This window comes from Pleomorphomonas diazotrophica (assembly GCF_002844595.1).
GTDB lineage: Bacteria > Pseudomonadota > Alphaproteobacteria > Rhizobiales > Pleomorphomonadaceae > Pleomorphomonas > Pleomorphomonas diazotrophica.
In genome coordinates this window covers 282557-298127 of the sequence record NZ_PJNW01000009.1, presented here as the reverse complement: position 1 = coordinate 298127, position 15571 = coordinate 282557, and the positions used below count along the sequence as shown (strand labels likewise).

The window sequence follows — 15571 nt, the reverse complement described above, 5'->3', positions numbered from 1 at the left end:
TAGGGAAAATCGGGCTTAAGTGTGGCCAAACCATTGGCTGGAAGTTGGCATCAAGCATGATCCTGGGCTCGGACCAGTCGCAGACCGCCCGCCTGGAGCAGAACAGGCAACGTTCCATGCGCCGCCGCGACGTGACGCGCGCGGTCCGGGACGTTCGTGAGCGCCTGTCGTCGGAGTCCGGCACGCGGCCGGCCTTCGACTATGAAATCCTGCTGGAATACGCCCGCAACCGGCTGTCGAGCTGGCTGCCGGTCGGTCTGCTCATCCTGGCGCTCGGCGGCACCGCCGCCTACTGGATGACCTATCAGTATGTGGCCGTCTGGGCCGGGGCGGTGTTCATCGCCCACACGCTGATCGGCCTCACTGCCCGGCGCTTCAGCCAGACGCCGGCGGGGACGGTCAACCTCAAATACTGGCGCCGCCAGTTCCTGATCGCCGAGGCGATGTTCGGCCTCGTCTTCTCGGCCCTGTTCTTCCTGCCCGGCGCCATCTTCGGCGGCACCGGCACCTTCGCCTTCGGCGCACTGCTCACCGCCATCGCCGTGCTGGCCATGGTGGCGAGCAACCTGCCGCGCGCCGTGGTGTTCAGCACGCTGCCGATCGCCATCGGCGGCGCCCTGAAGCTCGCCATGGGCCGAGGCTTCGTCGACTATTCGATGGCGAGCTTCCTGGTGCTGGCGGAAGTCTTCTTCGTGCTGCTCGCCTACCGTCTTTACGAGTCGACGCTGACCATGATGGAGTTCCGCGTCGAGAAGGACGCGCTGATCGCCGAGCTCGAACAGGCCAAGGTCATTTCCGACGACAGCCGCCGCCGGGCCGAGGAGGCCAACCTCGCCAAGTCGCGCTTCCTCGCCACCATGAGCCACGAGCTCCGCACCCCACTCAACGCCATCCTCGGCTTCTCCGAGATCATGATGAACGAGGTGTTCGGGCCGGTCGGCAACCAGCATTACAAGGGATATGCCTCGGACATTCACACGTCGGGCCAGCATCTTCTCAAGCTGATCAACGAGATTCTCGACCTGTCGCGCATCGAGGCCGGCCGCTACCAGATCAACGAGGAGGCGGTGACGCTGTCCTTCCTGGCCGAGGAATGCCATCACCTCCTGAAGCTGAAGGCCAAGTCGAAGAACCTGACCATCGTCGAGCAGTTCGAGCCCAACCTGCCGAAGATCTGGGCCGACGAGCGGGCGGTGCGGCAGATCATCCTCAACCTCCTGTCCAATGCGGTGAAGTTCACCCAGCCGGGCGGCGAGATCCGCATCCGTCTCGGCTGGACGGCCGGCGGCGGCCAGTATGTGTCGGTGCGCGACAACGGCCCCGGCATTCCCGAGAACGAGATCCCCATCGTGCTGCAGGCCTTCGGTCAGGGCTCGCTCGCCATCCAGACCGCCGAACAGGGCACCGGCCTCGGCCTGCCCATCTGCGTGGCGCTGATGCAGATGCACGATGGCACCCTCGACCTGCAGTCGAAGCTGCGCGAGGGGACGGAAGTGACAATCACCTTCCCGCCGTCGCGCGTCATGGAAGTGATGCCGCCCATCGAGGACGGCGCATCGGCAAAGGGACGACGTGCGGGCCAGCGCCGTTACGCCTGACCTCCCATTTCGCAAGCTCCCGCAATAGGCTATCACTGCCTTCCGAACGGGAGCCGGTTGCGCCATGGATGAGCTTCTGCTTTTTGCCGCCCTCATTGTTCTGACGATCCTCGCCGGCTCGGTGCTCGGCATCGTCGCCTTCTCGCGAACCCAGGAGTTGCGGCGGCGCATCGAGCAGTTGGAAGCGGCATTGCGCGCGCCACGGCGGATCGAGCCCATGGCGGAGCCGCCACTCACCGAAGCGCGCCCCGCCGCCAGCGCGCCTGACGAGGAGATCGTCGAAGCCGAGGAAGAGGTCGCCGCGTCCGAGGCCGCGCCGGAGCCGCTGGACGAAGCGGAGAGCGCCGACGACCCCGCTCAGCCGGAGCCGGAACAGCCGCCGCTCGCCGCCCGGGACTCGCTGGAAGAGAAGATCGGCAGCCGCTGGGCCGTCTGGGTCGGCGGGCTGGCGCTCGGCCTCGGCGGCATCTTCCTCGTCCGCTATTCGATTGAAGCAGGGCTGCTCGGCCCGGCGGCGCGGGTGCTCCTCGGCCTCGTCTTTTCGGCCCTGCTGCTCGCCGGCGGCGAGTGGCTGCGCCGCTCCGGCTTTGCCGAAGCGGACGGTCCGGCGCGCCGCGCCTATATTCCCGGCGTGCTGGCCGCCGCCGGCGCGGTATCGGCCTTCGCCTCGGTCTATGCCGCCTATGGTCTCTATGGGCTGATCGGGCCGGCCTTCGCCTTCGTGGCGCTCGGCGCCGTCGGCGTCGCCACCCTGGTGCTGGCGCTCAGGCACGGGCCGGCGCTGGCGGCGCTCGGCCTGCTTGCCGCCTATGTCACGCCGCTCCTCGTCTCCAGCACCGAGCCGGCGCTGTTGCCGCTCATCCTCTATCTCGCCGTGGTCACCGCCGCCACCTATGGCGTCGCCCGCCTCCGCCTGTGGCGCTGGCTCGCCATATCGGCGACGGTCGCCAACATACTCTGGTCACTGCTGCTTTCGGCCACCGTCGGAACCGTCGGGCACGGAGCCGACCAGCTCTACATCGCCGCACATTTCCTGATTTCGCTGCTGCTCGCCGCGGTGGTCTTCGTCACCAGCCACGCGCCGCGCGACCGCACGGCGGATGCCGCCTTCGACCGGACGGCGGCCGGCGTCCTCAGCCTGTTTACGCTGCCGCTTCTCGCCTTCGTGGCGGCCGCCGGCACGCAGCCGCTGACGGTCGGCCTCATCGTGATCTTCGCGGCGCTCCTGATGGCGCTCGCCTCGGAATGGCCGGCGGCGCGCGGCCTCGCGGTGACGGCGCTCGTCACCACGCTCCTCGCCTATGGCCTCCTCAACGTGACGGTTTCCAACGTCGTCATCGATCCGGTGACCGGCCAGCCCACCGTGCCGGGCTTTGCCGATCTCCTGGCCTCGCCGGCCGGCAGCGACTATCTCGGCATCGGCATCCTGCTCGGCGTGATCCTGACGGTGGCCGGCCTTGCCGGCACCATCGCCTCGCGCGGCCGGCCGCAGCTCGCCATCGCCGGCGCCTTCGCGCCAACCGGGCTGATCGCCATCGCCTATCTCAATACTAGTCTTGACCTCGCGGCCTCGCCGGCCTTCGCCGTCGCGGCGCTGGTGGCGGCCATCTATCTTGGCTCGGTCACCGAGTATCTCGGCCGCCGCCTCGCTTCCGACGCCAGGGGGCGCGATGGCGCCATTGCCGCCTATGCGGTGGGCTGCGTCGCCGCACTCGGCGCCGCCCTGACCATCGCTCTGGAGCGGGGCATGCTGACCGTCTCGCTCGCCCTGCTGGTCGCCGCCATCGCCTGGGTGGAGGCGCGGCGGCCGGTCGTCGCGCTGCGGCCCACCGCGCTGGCGGTCGCCGCCGTGGTGATCGCTCGCGTCGCCTGGGACCCGCGCATCGTCGGCGACGATCTCGGCACCACCGTGCTGTTCAACCCGCTGCTCTATGGCTATGGCGTGCCGACGCTGGCCTTCGCCTATGCCGCATGGCGCTTCGGCCGCACGCCGGGCGATCCGCGCTATGTGCCGGTGTTCGAGGCGCTGGCCGTCATCTTCACGGCGCTGACGGCGACGGTGGAAGTCCACCATGCCATGAACGGCGGCGACATGTTCGCGCCTGTCTCCAGCCTTGCCGAGCAGAGCCTTCTCAGCATGGTGATGATGGCCATCTCGCTCGGCCTCAACTGGGTCGGCGCCCGCCGGCCATCGCCGGTCATGATCTGGGGTGTTCCGCTGTTCGGCGGTTTCGGCTTGGTCATGGCGGCCATCGGCCTTCTCATCGTCAACAACCCGATCTTCAGCGGCGAGCCGATCGATGGCGGCGCCTTCGACGGCACGCTTCTTCTCGGCTATTTCGGGCCGGCCGTCATGGCCCTGCTGATCGCCGGACTGGCCCGCCGTCGCAAGGATCTGCCGCCCTATGCCGTCACCATCGCCGCCACGGTTGGCGGCCTGCTCGCTGCCATGTGGGCGACGCTGGCCGTGCGCGCCGGCTGGCACACGGGCAACCTCGGCTGGGGCGGAGTGGAGGAAGGCGAGCTCTACGCCTACTCGGCCGTCTGGCTCACGCTCGGCCTCGTGGTGCTCGGCATCGGCTTTGCAACCGCCAGCCGGACGGTGCGCACGGTGGCGGCGGTGATCGTCGCCGGCGTGGTGGCCAAGGTGTTCCTGATCGACACGGCCGGCCTCACCGGCGCGCTCAGGGCCCTGTCCTTCATCGGCCTCGGCGGCGTGCTGGTGGCGATCGGCCTTGCCTACCAGACGGTGCTCAGGCGTCGTCGGAGCGGCTTGTCGGGAGGCTGAAGCGGACGTACCCTGTCGGTTCGGCCACCGAGACACCTTGCCATGGTTCCCACACTGCCGCTCCGGCACCTGCGCCGCCTCGCCGGCATGAAGCAGTCGCATCTTGCCGACCTGATGGGCGTCACCCAGCCCACCGTATCGCGCTGGGAGAACGGCAGCCTGCCGCTCACGGTGGAGCAGGCGCGCGCCTTGCAGGCCATCTTCGCATCCCGCCCCGACCCGGCCCAGGACGCGGCGCTGAAGCGGCTGGTCGAGACGTCGACCAGCCCGGTCCACCTCATCTGCGACCGAACCCATCGCCTGCTCGCCGCCTCGCCGGCCCGCGCCGCCGACTGGCGGGTGGATCTTGCCGATTACCTGGGGCGGTCGATGCTGGTCTACGCCTCCGAGGAGATCCTGGCCGCCGAAGCCCGGCTCAAGGATCTCGGCTGGCATGACGGCCAGATTGGATCGCTGGCCTTCGACACCGGCGCCAACGGCGACCCCGACATTCCCATCCGGCCCGGCCCGATGCTGTGGGAGCGGGTGCGCCTTTCGGACGGTTCGGCCGGTCGGCTCGCCACGTCCTTCTATGGCCGGCCCGCATAATTCATGCGTGGAATGTGACGCGAGGCGTTGCTAGCCGTCGTCCGAAAGGACTGACGATGATGACCAAGCGCTGGCCGACCATTTTTCTTCTCTGGCTCGCCGGGGTGCTGGCCGCCGCCCAGCTCGGCAAGATGGCGGCGCTGATGCCGGCCATACGCGCCGACCTTGACCTGACGCTGGCTGGTGCCGGGCTGATGGTGTCGCTGATCGAGGCGGGCGGAGCCAGCCTCGGCGCCATTGCCGGCATCCTGGCCGCCCGCTTTTCCGCCCGCGCCGTGTTGGCGACAGGCACCGTCCTCGTGGCCGCAGCCGGCCTCGCGGCGGCTGCGGCGCCCGACGCGACGCTGCTCTATCTCGCCCGTCTCGTCGAAAGCATCGGCTACCTGATGGTGGTCATCGCCGCGCCGAGCTTGATTGCCATGGCGGCTGGCCGCGACAGCGCCGCCGCACTGGCGCTCTGGAGCACCTTCGTCCCCGTGGGCATCGCCGGGGGTACGATCCTCTCGGGCCTTGCCGCCAGCCTGATCGACTGGCGCCTGATCCTGGTGTTCTGGGCGCTGGCCGTGCTGGTGACGCTGCCAAGAACCTTCCGCCTGCCGGCCATGGCCGAACACCGGCAGACCGGGTTTGCCGTTCCGCCGCCCGCCATATGGGCGCTCGCCCTCGGCTTCGGCTTCTACACCACGCTGGAGGTCGGCGTTCTCGGCATGCTGCCTGCCTATCTTTCGGAAGCCTGGGGCTTTTCGATCGCCAGCGCCGGCGTGGTGACCGGCGTGACGTCGGCCGCGACCATCGCCGGCAGTTTCGCCGCCGCGCGTCTCATCGGCACCGGCGAGGGCGCAAGCCGTCCGCTGGTGCTCGTCGCCGTGGGCCTCGCGCTGCCGGCGGCGCTGTTCTTCGCGGGGTTTCCAAATGGGGAGCTTGCGACGCGCCTGTCCGGAACGATCGTCGCCGCGGCGGTGATCGCGGCCAACGCCGTCTCCGGCCTCGTCGCCGCCATCGCCTTCGCGCGACTGCCGGTGCTGTTGCGCCGGAGCGGCGCGGCGCTGTCGCTGGTCACCGCCTCGAACGGCGTGTTCGCCCAGTTCGGCGCGGCGGGGTCGCTGATCGGCCCGCCGCTCGTCGGCTACGTGGCGAGCCGCTGGGGCTGGTCGGTGGTGGCGCCGGTGGTGGCCGGACTGTCGCTCATCTCCCTCGCCGGATTTGCGCTCGGCGAGCGGCTTGCCCATGCGGCCGGGGACGGGGTCAGCCGATCAGATGCTCGCGCAGGATCAGGCAGCCGAGGCCGATGAGCACGAGGCCGCCGACCACTTCGGCCGACCGGCCGAATCTGTTGCCGATCAGCCGGCCCATCATCACGCCGCCGGCCGACATCAGGAATGTCGTCGCGCCGATCGCCGCCACGATGACGACGATGTTGGCCTTGACGAAGGCGAGCGACACGCCGACGGCCATGGCGTCGATCGACGTGCCCACGGCGGTGAGCAGCAGCGTCACCGGCGTGCCGATGAAGCTTGCCTCCGGAGCGCCCTCCTCCTCGGCGCGGAAGGCCAGGAGAACCATGCGGCCGCCCACCAGCGTCAGGAGGCCGAAGGCCAGCCAGTGATCGAAGCTCGCCACATAGGAGCTGGCGGCCGCACCGGCCGCCCAGCCGAGCAAGGGCGTGATCATCTGCACGACCGCGAAGACAATGCCGACCAGGATCGCATCGCAGAGCCGGCACTGGCGCCGGAGGCTGGCGCCGCCGCCGACCGAGGCAAGCAGGCTGTCGATGGACATGCCCACGGCGAGCACGGCGATGGAGATCGGAGACATCGGCGGTACCAGTCGAGCGCAAAACCGGATGACGTCGGCACACCTCGCTCGAAGATGGCGTCACCACGGTCTTGCCGGACCTTTCGGCCGACCGCGCCACGCAATGAGTGCGAGCATGTTGACGCGGTCCCGTCTCAGGCGACGGTGGCTACTCCCCGATGCGAGTTCGATACCCGAAACGAGATATATTATCAAGCAACTTCAAATACTTAGCTGAAAATGCAAGTCATTTGCATGTTAGCCAGGGCAACGCTTTTGCCGAGGCAAAACAGCTAGTCGCCTGAGAAAACTACCCTTCTCGGTTCAGTTATCGGCCTGCTTGCACGGACGCTATCGAGCCTTGCGGAAGGCGAATGGCTCCCATGCCCCACCCGGCGGGCGCTAGAGCGGCAGATGCCCGGATGTATCCGGGCCACCGCTCTGGATTTCTGTCGTGCATCGGATGTTCCGAAAACCGGATTCCACTTTTCGGTCCGATGCTGGGGGCGCCGCCGACCACTCGACAGTTTGCAGATCATTTCTCCAGACGGGAGATCAGGCTCGAGGTGTCCCACCTGTTGCCGCCGGACGCCTGGACGTCGGCGTAGAACTGGTCGACCAGCGCCGTCAGCGGCAGGCGGGCGCCAGTCCGCCGCGCCTCGTCCAAGACGATGCCGAGATCCTTGCGCATCCAGTCGACGGCAAAGCCGAAGTCGAACTTGCCGGCGGTCATGGTCTTCCAGCGATTCTCCATCTGCCAGCTCTGGGCCGCGCCCTTGGAGATGGCGGCGATGGTCTTCTCGACGTCGAGACCGGCCGACTTGGCGAAATGGATGGCCTCGGCGAGCCCCTGCACGACACCGGCGATGCAGATCTGGTTGACCATCTTGGCGAGCTGCCCGGAGCCGGACGGCCCCAGATGGACGATCATCTTGGCGTAGGCCTGCATCACCGGCTCGGCGGCGGCAAAGCTCTTGTCATCGCCGCCGACCATGATGGTCAGCGCGCCGTTTTCGGCGCCGGCCTGGCCGCCGGATACCGGCGCGTCCAGGAAATCGAGACCGAGGGCGACGGCCTTTTCCTGGAGTTCGCGGGCAACGTCCGCCGAGGCGGTGGTGTGATCTATGAAGACCGCTCCCGGCTTCATGCCGACGAAGGCGCCATCGGGACCCAGCACGACCGAGCGAAGATCATCGTCGTTGCCGACGCAGGCGAAGACGAAGTCGGCACCCGCCGCCGCCTCGCGCGGCGTCGGCGCGGCGCGTCCGCCAAAGGCCTTCACCCAGGCGTCCGCCTTGGCGCCGGTCCGGTTGTAGACCGTGACCTCGTGACCGCCCCGCGTCCGGAGGTGGCCGGCCATCGGATAGCCCATCACGCCGAGTCCGAGGAATACGACCTTTGCCATCATCAACCTCATCTATCCAATTGCAGTGTTTTCGCTTATTGTCACAGGCGCTTGTCCTAGCCGCATTAGCAGAAGGCACGGAGACGAACCAGATGGCGGCGATGCCGCGGCGCGGGGAACCCTTTCACCGCTGGCGCGTTGAAGTCACCGACAGGACCAGATTTTGGAGGCAATCATGAAAGTTCTCGCAGTCGCAGTCACCGCGCTGGCCCTTGGCCTCGGCGCCTGTGCCAACCAGACGCCGACCCAGCAGCGTGTCACCACTGGCGCGGCCGTTGGCGCGCTCGGCGGCGCGGCGATCGGCGGCATCGCCGGCGGCGGCAAGGGCGCCCTGATCGGCGCCACGGTGGGCGGCATCGGCGGCGCAGCGGTGGCCGGCGCAACGGCGCCCCGCGAAGACTGTGTCGCCTACGATCGTTACGGTCGCCCCTACCGCGTCGCCTGCAATTGATCGCATAGCGACCATCGCTGAGCCGCGTATCTCTCTTCAGGGCCCGGAGCACCGCTTCGGGCCTTGTTCTTTTGGCGGGTCTTCAGCGCCGGAGATGCCGCGTCAGCCGGCGTTCCATCAGCTCCCACAGACGCCGCAGCACCTCGACCGTGACGAGGTAGATCACCGCCGCCCAGATGTAGATCTGCAGGTCGTAGGTCTTGGAGAAGGCGTAGCGGGTCTGCCCCATCAGATCGAGCACGGTGATGATCGAGGCGATGGCCGACGCCTTGATCATCAGAATCACCTCGTTGCCATAGGGCCTCAAGGCGGTGATCAGGGCCTGCGGCAAGACGATCTTGAACATGGTGGTGAAGGGGCGCAGACCGAGCGAATCGGCGGCCTGCCACTGACCCGACGGCACGGCCCGTATGGCACCCGCCAGGATTTCCGCCTGATAGGCGGCGGTGTTGAGCGAGAAGGTCAGTACCGCGCAGAAATAGGCGTCGCGAAAGAACACCCAGAGGCCGACCGCCTTCAGGGTGTCGGTGAACTGGCCGGCGCCGTAATAGACGAGGAAGGTCTGGGCCAGCAGCGGCGTACCGCGGAAGAAATAGGAATAGCCGAAGGCGATGCCGCCGATGATGGGATTGCTCGACAGACGGCCGGCAGCGACCGGGATCGAGATCAGCGCGCCGAGCAGGACCGACATCACCACGAGCTTCAGGGTCACCCCGATGCCGCTCAGGATGCGCGGGCCATATTTGGCGAGCTTCTCGGGATCGTAGCCGACGACGAGGATGTAGACGATGGAGAGACCGAGCAGCGCCCAGAGCGCCATCAGCGCGAGGCCGGTGAAGCGGGCGGCCGTCCAGCGGCGGCGGAGGGCGGCGGGCGGCCGTTCGGTCGAGGGGGCGTCGATATAGCTCATCAGTGCCTCCCCTGCCCGCGCTCGGCCCAGGCCGACACGCGGCGCAGACCGAAGGACGAGATGATCGACATGACGAGATAGAGCGAACAGGCCACGAAGAAGAAGAAGAAGGCCTGCTTGGTGACGCCGACGGCGATGTTGGTGTTCCTGAGGAGGTCGGTGAGGCCGATCACCGACACCAGCGACGTGTCCTTCAGGAGGTTGAGCCAGAGATTGGAGAGGCCCGGCAGAGCCAGACGGACGAGTTGCGGCAGGATGACCAGGAGCATGGTGCGGGAGCGCGACAGCCCCAGGGCATAGGCGCCCTCATACTGGCCGAGCGTGATGCCCTTGAAGGCCGACAGGAACACCTCGCTGGCGTAGGAGGAGAAGACCAGGGCCAGCGCGATCATGCCGGCGAGGTAGCTGTTGATCTCGAAGGGGTAGCCGAACAGCAGGCGCCACAGCGCCGACATGGCGATCTGGCCGCCATAGTAGATCAGGAACAGCGTCAGGAGCTCGGGAAGGCCGCGGAAGATCGTCGTGTAGACGTGGGCAGCGTTGCGCAGCAGCGGTTCGCTGGAGTTCTTGGCGAGGGCGATCAGAAAGCCGATGAGCAAGCCGAGAGGCAAAGTGGCGATCGCCAGCGTCACCGTCACCAGCACACCCCGAGCCAACTCGTCACCCCAGCCGCTGTCCCCGAAAGACAGCAGTTCCATATAGTTGGCCATCCGGCCGGTCCCCCTGACCACGTCTTGTCGCGATGGCGGTCCGCCATTCGCCGTCCCGCTGTTCGCGGGCCTTTCACTTGCAACAAGCGCGGGCCTGCTTCAATAAGCAAAACCCGCGCCGGTTCGTTTCGTTGCTTTCAGCGCCCCGGCTCAGCCGCCGTAGACGTCGAAGTCGAAGTACTTCTTGTTGACTTCCTGATACTTGCCGTTGGCGCGGATCGCCTTGATCGCCGCCGAGAACATGTCGCGCAGGTCGGTGTCCTCCTTGCGGACGCCGATGGCAGCGCCGGGGCCGTGGATCTCGAGGACCGGCGTCACCGTACCCACCACCTTGCAGCAGGCGCCGGCTTCGGTCTTCAGCCACTCGGAGAGAACAACGATGTCGTCATTGGCGGCGTCGAGGCGGCCGTTGGCGAGGTCGAGCTTGTATTCGTCGGCGGTCGGATAGGTCTTGAGCTCGCTCTCGGTCAGCTTCTTCTCGACATAGTCGGCATGCATGGTCGATACCTGCGCACCGATGACCTTGCCGGCGAGATCTTCCGGCGTGACGCCCTTGATGTCGGTGTCCTTGGGGGCGACGATGGCCGGCGGCGTGTTGTAATACTTCTCGGAGAAGTCGATGACCTTCTTGCGCTCGTCGGTGGCCGACATGGAGGCGATGATGGCGTCGAACTTGCCGGCGAGCAGCGCCGGGATCATGCCGTCCCAGTCCTGGGCGACGATCTCGCACTCCACCTTCATCTCCTCGCAGAGCGCGAGCGCGATGTCGACGTCGAAGCCCTTCATCTTGCCGTCGGTGTCGACATAGTTGAACGGCGGATAGGCGCCCTCGGTGCCGATGATGACCTTCTTCCACTCCTTGGCCGCCGCGCCGCCGAGCGACAGAGCGATCAAGGCGGCGGCGGTAGCGATTGTCCTAGCGAACTTCATGACTGTCCCCTCTGAACCTGTTTGACCGGCCACCGCTTCCGGCGCGCGCCTTCGCCTCAGGCGATCAACGCGACCGAAGGGCGGCCCCCTGTTCGTTTTGGCGCAGCCGTCCGAGGAGTTGAGATCCTTCGTTGAAGCAGCCTAGCGCGCCCGAACCTTCCGGCGAACCGACGCACTGCCTAAACCTTGTGCTGACGCCGATCCGCCCGCATCTTCATCTTATTCCGCGACCGGATGCAACGGGGGACATTATGTCGCGGGGTCGGATTCTGCACGCCGGGAGGATCACGGATCGCCTTGAGCTATCAGCTCGGCCGCCTCGGCAAGGTCGTCGGGGGTATTGATGTTGAAGAAGGGATCGACCGCCCTCCCCCCGATGATGGCAGGCGCGAAGGCAACGCTAACGGTCCGCTCTCTGGAGAGGAAGGCTCCGACCCGCCGCTCCGTTCCATCGGATAGAAAAGCCGACAGTCGCGGCGCCACCGAAAGCGGCCAGAGCGCCGAGAGCGGTGCCCGTCCGCTCGGCCCTTCGGCAAGGATGATGGCGTCGGGATCGCCGGCTGCCGTCGCAAAGCGCTCGGCCAGTCCGGCGGGCAGGAAGGGCAGGTCCACCGGCGCGGTCAGCAGGTGGGTCGGCCGAACCGGCAGCGCCGACGCGCGGACGAGGCCGGCAAGAACGCCGGCGAGCGGCCCCTCGAAAGTGGGCGCCTCGTCGCGCACCACCGGCAGCCCCAGATCCGGAACATCGACGCCGGGCGGCAGGTTGACGGCGAGGTCATCCACCTCGGGCGCAAGCACGGCTATCGTCCGCGCGAGCAGCGTCGTGCCCGCGAGCTCGATCAGCGCCTTGGGCACTCCGCCGCCCATGCGGCTCGAACGCCCTCCGGCGAGAATGAGACCAGCCAGTTTCGTCATGCGGCGATTGAACGGCATTCGGCAGAACCGGACAACCCCTCCCTGTTCGTCCGCATGATTGCCCTGCCGCAAATTCACTCCCGATCGCCGGCATTATGGATTAGGTAGAGCAAAAGCCAATCGGAGCCCGCCATGCCAAGCCTCAAGGACCAGGTCGCCGCCGCCCTCAGCAAGATCACCATGCCCGGTACCGGCAAGGACATCGTCGCGGCCGGCGCCGTGTCGGACATCTACGAGAAGGACGGCAAGGTGATGCTGTCGATCTCCGTGCCCGCCGACAAGGCCTCGCGATTCGAGCCGATCCGCGCGGCGGCAGAGGCGGCGGTGAAGTCCATTCCCGGCGTCACCAAGGCAACGGTGGCGCTGACCGCCGAGGTGGCACCCGGCAGTGCGCCCAAGGCGCCGCCCGCCCAGGGCCACGCCCACAGCCATGGCGCACCGGCCAAGAACGGCATTCCCGGCGTCAAGTCGATCATCGCCGTCGCCTCCGGCAAGGGCGGCGTCGGCAAGTCGACCACGGCCGTCAACTTCGCGCTCGCCCTCGCCGCGCGCGGCCTCAAGGTCGGCATCCTCGACGCCGACATCTACGGCCCGTCGGTACCGCGCCTGATGGGCCTCTCCGGCGAGAAGCCGGAGGTCAACGAAGACCGCACGCTGGTGCCGCTCGAGAACTACGGCCTCAAGGTGATGTCGATCGGCTTCCTCGTCGAGGAGGAGACGCCGATGATCTGGCGGGCGCCAATGGCCGTCTCCGCCCTGACGCAGATGCTGCGCGAAAGCGCCTGGGACGATCTCGACGTGCTGGTGGTCGACATGCCGCCCGGCACCGGCGACGTGCAGCTGACCATGGCGCAGCAGGTGCCGCTCACCGGCGCCGTCATCGTCTCGACGCCGCAGGATCTGGCCCTGCTCGACGCCCGGCGCGGCGTTGCCATGTTCCAAAAGGTCGAGGTGCCGGTCCTGGGCATCGTCGAGAACATGGCCTATTTCATCTGCCCCAACTGCGGCACCCATCACGACATCTTCGGCCATGGCGGCGCGGCGCAGGAAGCCCGCCGCATCGGCGTTCCCTTCCTCGGCGAAGTGCCGCTGGAGATGCGCATCCGCGAGACGTCGGACGCCGGCCTGCCGGTGGTGGCCACCGAGCCGAACGGCCCGCATGCCGAATCCTATCTCGCCATTGCCGACCGCGTTCTCGACACGCTGGCCGGCAAGCCCGAGCGGGTAGCCCCCCGCATCGTCATCGAGTAAGGCTCTCTGGAGCAACCAAGCGTCAGGGCGCTTCGCCAAACGGTGGGAGCGCCCATTGCTTTCTAGACCGACGGGTCCGCCCGGCTGGCGAGCGTCTGGTGCCGGACCCGCTCGCGGTAGAAGATGTAGATGCCGGACCCGACGACGATGGCGATGCCGACGAGGGTCAGAAGGTCCGGCACGTCGCCCCAGATGACCCAGCCGAGCAGGATGGCGAAGGGAATGGTGGAATAGCGGAACTGGGCGACCAGGGAGATGTCGCCGTGCCGCATGGCGTCGATCGAGAACTGGACGCCGAAGATGCAACTGAGGCCGGCGACGACGATCAGACCGAACTGCATGGCTGTCATCGGCAGCCAGACCTCGGTGGCCGACAGGAGGCCGCAGGCCACCGTCACCATCACCTGGGTCACCAGCGTCACCACTGCCGAATTGGTGGCCGGCGCGATGAAGCGGGTCGAGAGCTCGCGCACCGTCACGATACCGACCGAGGCCAGGGGCAGCAGGGCCCAGCTGTTGAAGCCGTCCGGTCCCGGCCGGACGATGATCAGGATGCCGAGGAAGCCGACGGCGACCGACATCCAGCGCCGCCAGCCGACGATCTCGCCGAGCACGAAGGCGCCGGCTGCCGTGATGGCGAGCGGCGCGCCCTGCGAGATGGCCGACGCGTTGGCGATCGGCAGATGCACCAGGCCAGTGAGATAGACCACCGTCGCGATGCCCTCGCAGATCGAGCGCGTCAAGACGAAGCGCGAGGTCTGCGGCAACACGCTGGGCAGAAGACCCATCCGCCAGACGACAACGATCACCACCACCGTGGCGATCAGCGATCGGATGAATAGAATTTCGCCGATCGGCAGGTCGGCGGCCACGGCTTTGACGATGGTGTCGTTGATCAGAAAAAACAGGCAACAAAGCAGCATCGCAACGATGCCGCGCAGCGTCTCTCGGAAATCGGTCATGGAATGGGAAATGCCTTCAAAGCGGTCGATCCGACGCGCACTATGCTGCATGGAACGATTCACGGCAAGGACGAAGGCCGATCCGGCTCGCGCTGGCATTCCCCTAGAGATCGCCGATCGCCACCACCATCCGGCCGGCTATGCCCCCTTCGACGATCCGGTGGCCGGCATCGATCGCTTCGGTCAAGTCAACCACCGCCGTCATGGCAGCGAGGCGCTGGCGATCGACGATGTCGGCAAGGCGGCTCCATATCGCCTCGCGGCGCGCCTTCGGCACCCGCACGCTGTCGACGCCGATCAGGCTGACGCCGCGCAGGATGAAGGGTGCGAGGCTGGCCGGCAGATCCATGCCGGCGGCATTGCCGCAGGCGATCGCCGCGCCGCCCGGCTTCAGCATCGACAGGACATGGGCCAGCATCGCCGATCCCACCATGTCGAAGGCGGCCGCCCAGCGCTCGCGGCCAAGCGGCTTCACCGGCCCCATGAACAGATCGCGGCCGATCACCTCGACGGCGCCGAGCCGCCGCAGCCGCTCCGCCTCCTCGGGGCGGCCGGTGACGGCGGTGACGCTCCATCCTTCCCGCGCCAGCAGCATGACGGCGAGCGAGCCGACGCCGCCGGCCGCGCCGGTCACCACGATGGATCCGTCGGCCGGCGTCACGCCAAGGCGAGCCAACCTGTCGAGCCCTTCCGCCACGGTAACGCCTGCCGTGCCGAGTGCCATCGCCTCGACCGGTGACAGTGCCGCCGGGCGGCGCACCAGCCAGTCGCCGGAGACGCGCATTTTCTCGCTCCAGCCGCCGAGATGGGTTTCGCCGACGCCCCAACCGGTCAGGATCACTTCGTCGCCGGGCTGCCAGCGCGCGTCTTCCGAGGCGATGACGACGCCGGCGGCGTCGATGCCGGGCACCATCGGCCAGCGCCGCACCACCGGCAGGCGGCCGGTCACGGCAAGACCGTCCTTGAAGTTCACCGCCGAGGCGCGGACGGCAAGCGTGACCTCGCCCGCCATCAGGTCGCTGTCGGCAAGGCGGGTCAATCGGGCTCCTGTCCGCCCCTCCTCGTCCCGTTCGAGCAGCACCGCAGCGAAATCCGTCATTGCTCTTCCTTCCGTTTCGTCCTCGCCATTTACCACGATGGCGCCTGCGTCAGCATCTTCAAACTGCTGGTGGATTGTCGTTTTTCGCGGAAACGCGCCAACCGGGGCAGCGGCGGCCAGCGTCATTAACGGCTTTTCAAGGTTAATCCGGCAGCTTGGCTGGTGGGGAG

At 67.5% G+C, this 15571-nt stretch carries 14 protein-coding genes and 1 riboswitch; of the genes, 6 read left to right on the top strand and 8 right to left on the bottom strand.

All coding sequences use genetic code 11. The features are described from left to right. Positions 1-56: 56 nt before the first annotated feature. From CXZ10_RS12920 to CXZ10_RS12905, 4 genes are all read left to right on the top strand, one after another. Complete coding sequence (locus CXZ10_RS12920; protein ID WP_101289748.1) at positions 57-1598, top strand: sensor histidine kinase; 1542 nt, start codon at positions 57-59, stop codon at positions 1596-1598. A gap of 64 nt (positions 1599-1662) precedes the next feature. Beyond that, positions 1663-4386: a DUF2339 domain-containing protein gene (locus CXZ10_RS12915; RefSeq protein WP_101289747.1), complete on the top strand. Its 2724-nt coding sequence runs from the start codon at positions 1663-1665 to the stop codon at positions 4384-4386. 42 nt (positions 4387-4428) lie between these two features. Continuing rightward, entirely contained in the window at positions 4429-4974 is a 546-nt protein-coding gene (locus CXZ10_RS12910; RefSeq protein ID WP_101289746.1) for a helix-turn-helix domain-containing protein, read from the top strand. 56 nt (positions 4975-5030) lie between these two features. Beyond that, a complete protein-coding gene (locus CXZ10_RS12905; RefSeq protein ID WP_101289745.1) occupies positions 5031-6266 on the top strand; it encodes an MFS transporter in 1236 nt (411 codons plus the stop codon). Here the strand turns inward: CXZ10_RS12905 and CXZ10_RS12900 are convergent. Together CXZ10_RS12900 and CXZ10_RS12895 are read right to left on the bottom strand one after the other, a co-directional pair. Beyond that, positions 6220-6789 carry a manganese efflux pump MntP gene (locus tag CXZ10_RS12900; protein ID WP_101289744.1) on the bottom strand — a complete coding sequence of 190 codons (570 nt, stop codon included), beginning with the start codon at positions 6787-6789 and terminating at the stop codon, positions 6220-6222. The genes CXZ10_RS12905 and CXZ10_RS12900 overlap by 47 nt on opposite strands. Positions 6790-6794: 5 nt before the next feature. Then, a riboswitch (yybP-ykoY riboswitch) is annotated at positions 6795-6958 on the bottom strand. Positions 6959-7303: 345 nt separating this feature from the next. Then, positions 7304-8173 (bottom strand): NAD(P)-dependent oxidoreductase, encoded by an 870-nt coding sequence (locus tag CXZ10_RS12895; RefSeq protein WP_101289806.1) that lies wholly within the window; start codon positions 8171-8173, stop codon positions 7304-7306. Between the two features lie 175 nt (positions 8174-8348). Between CXZ10_RS12895 and CXZ10_RS12890 the strand changes: the two genes are divergently transcribed. Further along, positions 8349-8624 carry a glycine zipper domain-containing protein gene (locus CXZ10_RS12890; protein ID WP_101289743.1) on the top strand — a complete coding sequence of 92 codons (276 nt, stop codon included), beginning with the start codon at positions 8349-8351 and terminating at the stop codon, positions 8622-8624. Between the two features lie 82 nt (positions 8625-8706). Here CXZ10_RS12890 and CXZ10_RS12885 read toward each other — a convergent pair whose 3' ends face one another. From CXZ10_RS12885 to mobA, 4 genes are all read right to left on the bottom strand, one after another. Continuing rightward, positions 8707-9534, bottom strand: coding sequence for an ABC transporter permease (locus tag CXZ10_RS12885; protein ID WP_101289742.1), 828 nt, complete (start codon positions 9532-9534; stop codon positions 8707-8709). Next, on the bottom strand, positions 9534-10244 hold the full coding sequence (locus CXZ10_RS12880; protein ID WP_101289741.1) for an ABC transporter permease: 711 nt from the start codon (positions 10242-10244) through the stop codon (positions 9534-9536). Before CXZ10_RS12880 ends, CXZ10_RS12885 begins: the two co-directional genes overlap by 1 nt. 150 nt (positions 10245-10394) lie before the next feature. Beyond that, positions 10395-11174, bottom strand: a complete 780-nt coding sequence (locus tag CXZ10_RS12875) for an ABC transporter substrate-binding protein (protein WP_101289740.1) — start codon at positions 11172-11174, stop codon at positions 10395-10397. Positions 11175-11459: 285 nt separating this feature from the next. Further along, on the bottom strand, positions 11460-12107 hold the full coding sequence (mobA, locus tag CXZ10_RS12870) for a molybdenum cofactor guanylyltransferase MobA (protein ID WP_101289739.1): 648 nt from the start codon (positions 12105-12107) through the stop codon (positions 11460-11462). Positions 12108-12221: 114 nt separating this feature from the next. On the opposite strand from mobA, the gene apbC reads away from it, so the two are divergent. Next, complete coding sequence (apbC, locus tag CXZ10_RS12865) at positions 12222-13340, top strand: iron-sulfur cluster carrier protein ApbC (RefSeq protein ID WP_101289738.1); 1119 nt, start codon at positions 12222-12224, stop codon at positions 13338-13340. Positions 13341-13402: 62 nt separating this feature from the next. Here the strand turns inward: apbC and CXZ10_RS12860 are convergent, their stop codons facing one another. Continuing rightward, positions 13403-14302 carry a DMT family transporter gene (locus CXZ10_RS12860; RefSeq protein ID WP_188129111.1) on the bottom strand — a complete coding sequence of 300 codons (900 nt, stop codon included), beginning with the start codon at positions 14300-14302 and terminating at the stop codon, positions 13403-13405. Positions 14303-14405: 103 nt separating this feature from the next. Then, positions 14406-15401, bottom strand: a complete 996-nt coding sequence (locus CXZ10_RS12855; RefSeq protein WP_101289736.1) for an MDR family oxidoreductase — start codon at positions 15399-15401, stop codon at positions 14406-14408. Between the last annotated feature and the right edge of the window lie 170 nt (positions 15402-15571).

Coding starts and splice junctions, on each gene's coding strand:
- CXZ10_RS12895 (WP_101289806.1), bottom strand. CDS start 8,173: ATGGCAAAGGTCGTATTCCTCGGACTCGGCGTGATGGGCTATCCGATG.
- CXZ10_RS12875 (WP_101289740.1), bottom strand. CDS start 11,174: ATGAAGTTCGCTAGGACAATCGCTACCGCCGCCGCCTTGATCGCTCTG.
- CXZ10_RS12915 (WP_101289747.1), top strand. CDS start 1,663: ATGGATGAGCTTCTGCTTTTTGCCGCCCTCATTGTTCTGACGATCCTC.
- CXZ10_RS12885 (WP_101289742.1), bottom strand. CDS start 9,534: ATGAGCTATATCGACGCCCCCTCGACCGAACGGCCGCCCGCCGCCCTC.
- apbC (WP_101289738.1), top strand. CDS start 12,222: ATGCCAAGCCTCAAGGACCAGGTCGCCGCCGCCCTCAGCAAGATCACC.
- CXZ10_RS12855 (WP_101289736.1), bottom strand. CDS start 15,401: ATGACGGATTTCGCTGCGGTGCTGCTCGAACGGGACGAGGAGGGGCGG.
- CXZ10_RS12905 (WP_101289745.1), top strand. CDS start 5,031: ATGATGACCAAGCGCTGGCCGACCATTTTTCTTCTCTGGCTCGCCGGG.
- CXZ10_RS12920 (WP_101289748.1), top strand. CDS start 57: ATGATCCTGGGCTCGGACCAGTCGCAGACCGCCCGCCTGGAGCAGAAC.
- CXZ10_RS12910 (WP_101289746.1), top strand. CDS start 4,429: ATGGTTCCCACACTGCCGCTCCGGCACCTGCGCCGCCTCGCCGGCATG.
- mobA (WP_101289739.1), bottom strand. CDS start 12,107: ATGCCGTTCAATCGCCGCATGACGAAACTGGCTGGTCTCATTCTCGCC.
- CXZ10_RS12880 (WP_101289741.1), bottom strand. CDS start 10,244: ATGGCCAACTATATGGAACTGCTGTCTTTCGGGGACAGCGGCTGGGGT.
- CXZ10_RS12860 (WP_188129111.1), bottom strand. CDS start 14,302: ATGACCGATTTCCGAGAGACGCTGCGCGGCATCGTTGCGATGCTGCTT.
- CXZ10_RS12900 (WP_101289744.1), bottom strand. CDS start 6,789: ATGTCTCCGATCTCCATCGCCGTGCTCGCCGTGGGCATGTCCATCGAC.
- CXZ10_RS12890 (WP_101289743.1), top strand. CDS start 8,349: ATGAAAGTTCTCGCAGTCGCAGTCACCGCGCTGGCCCTTGGCCTCGGC.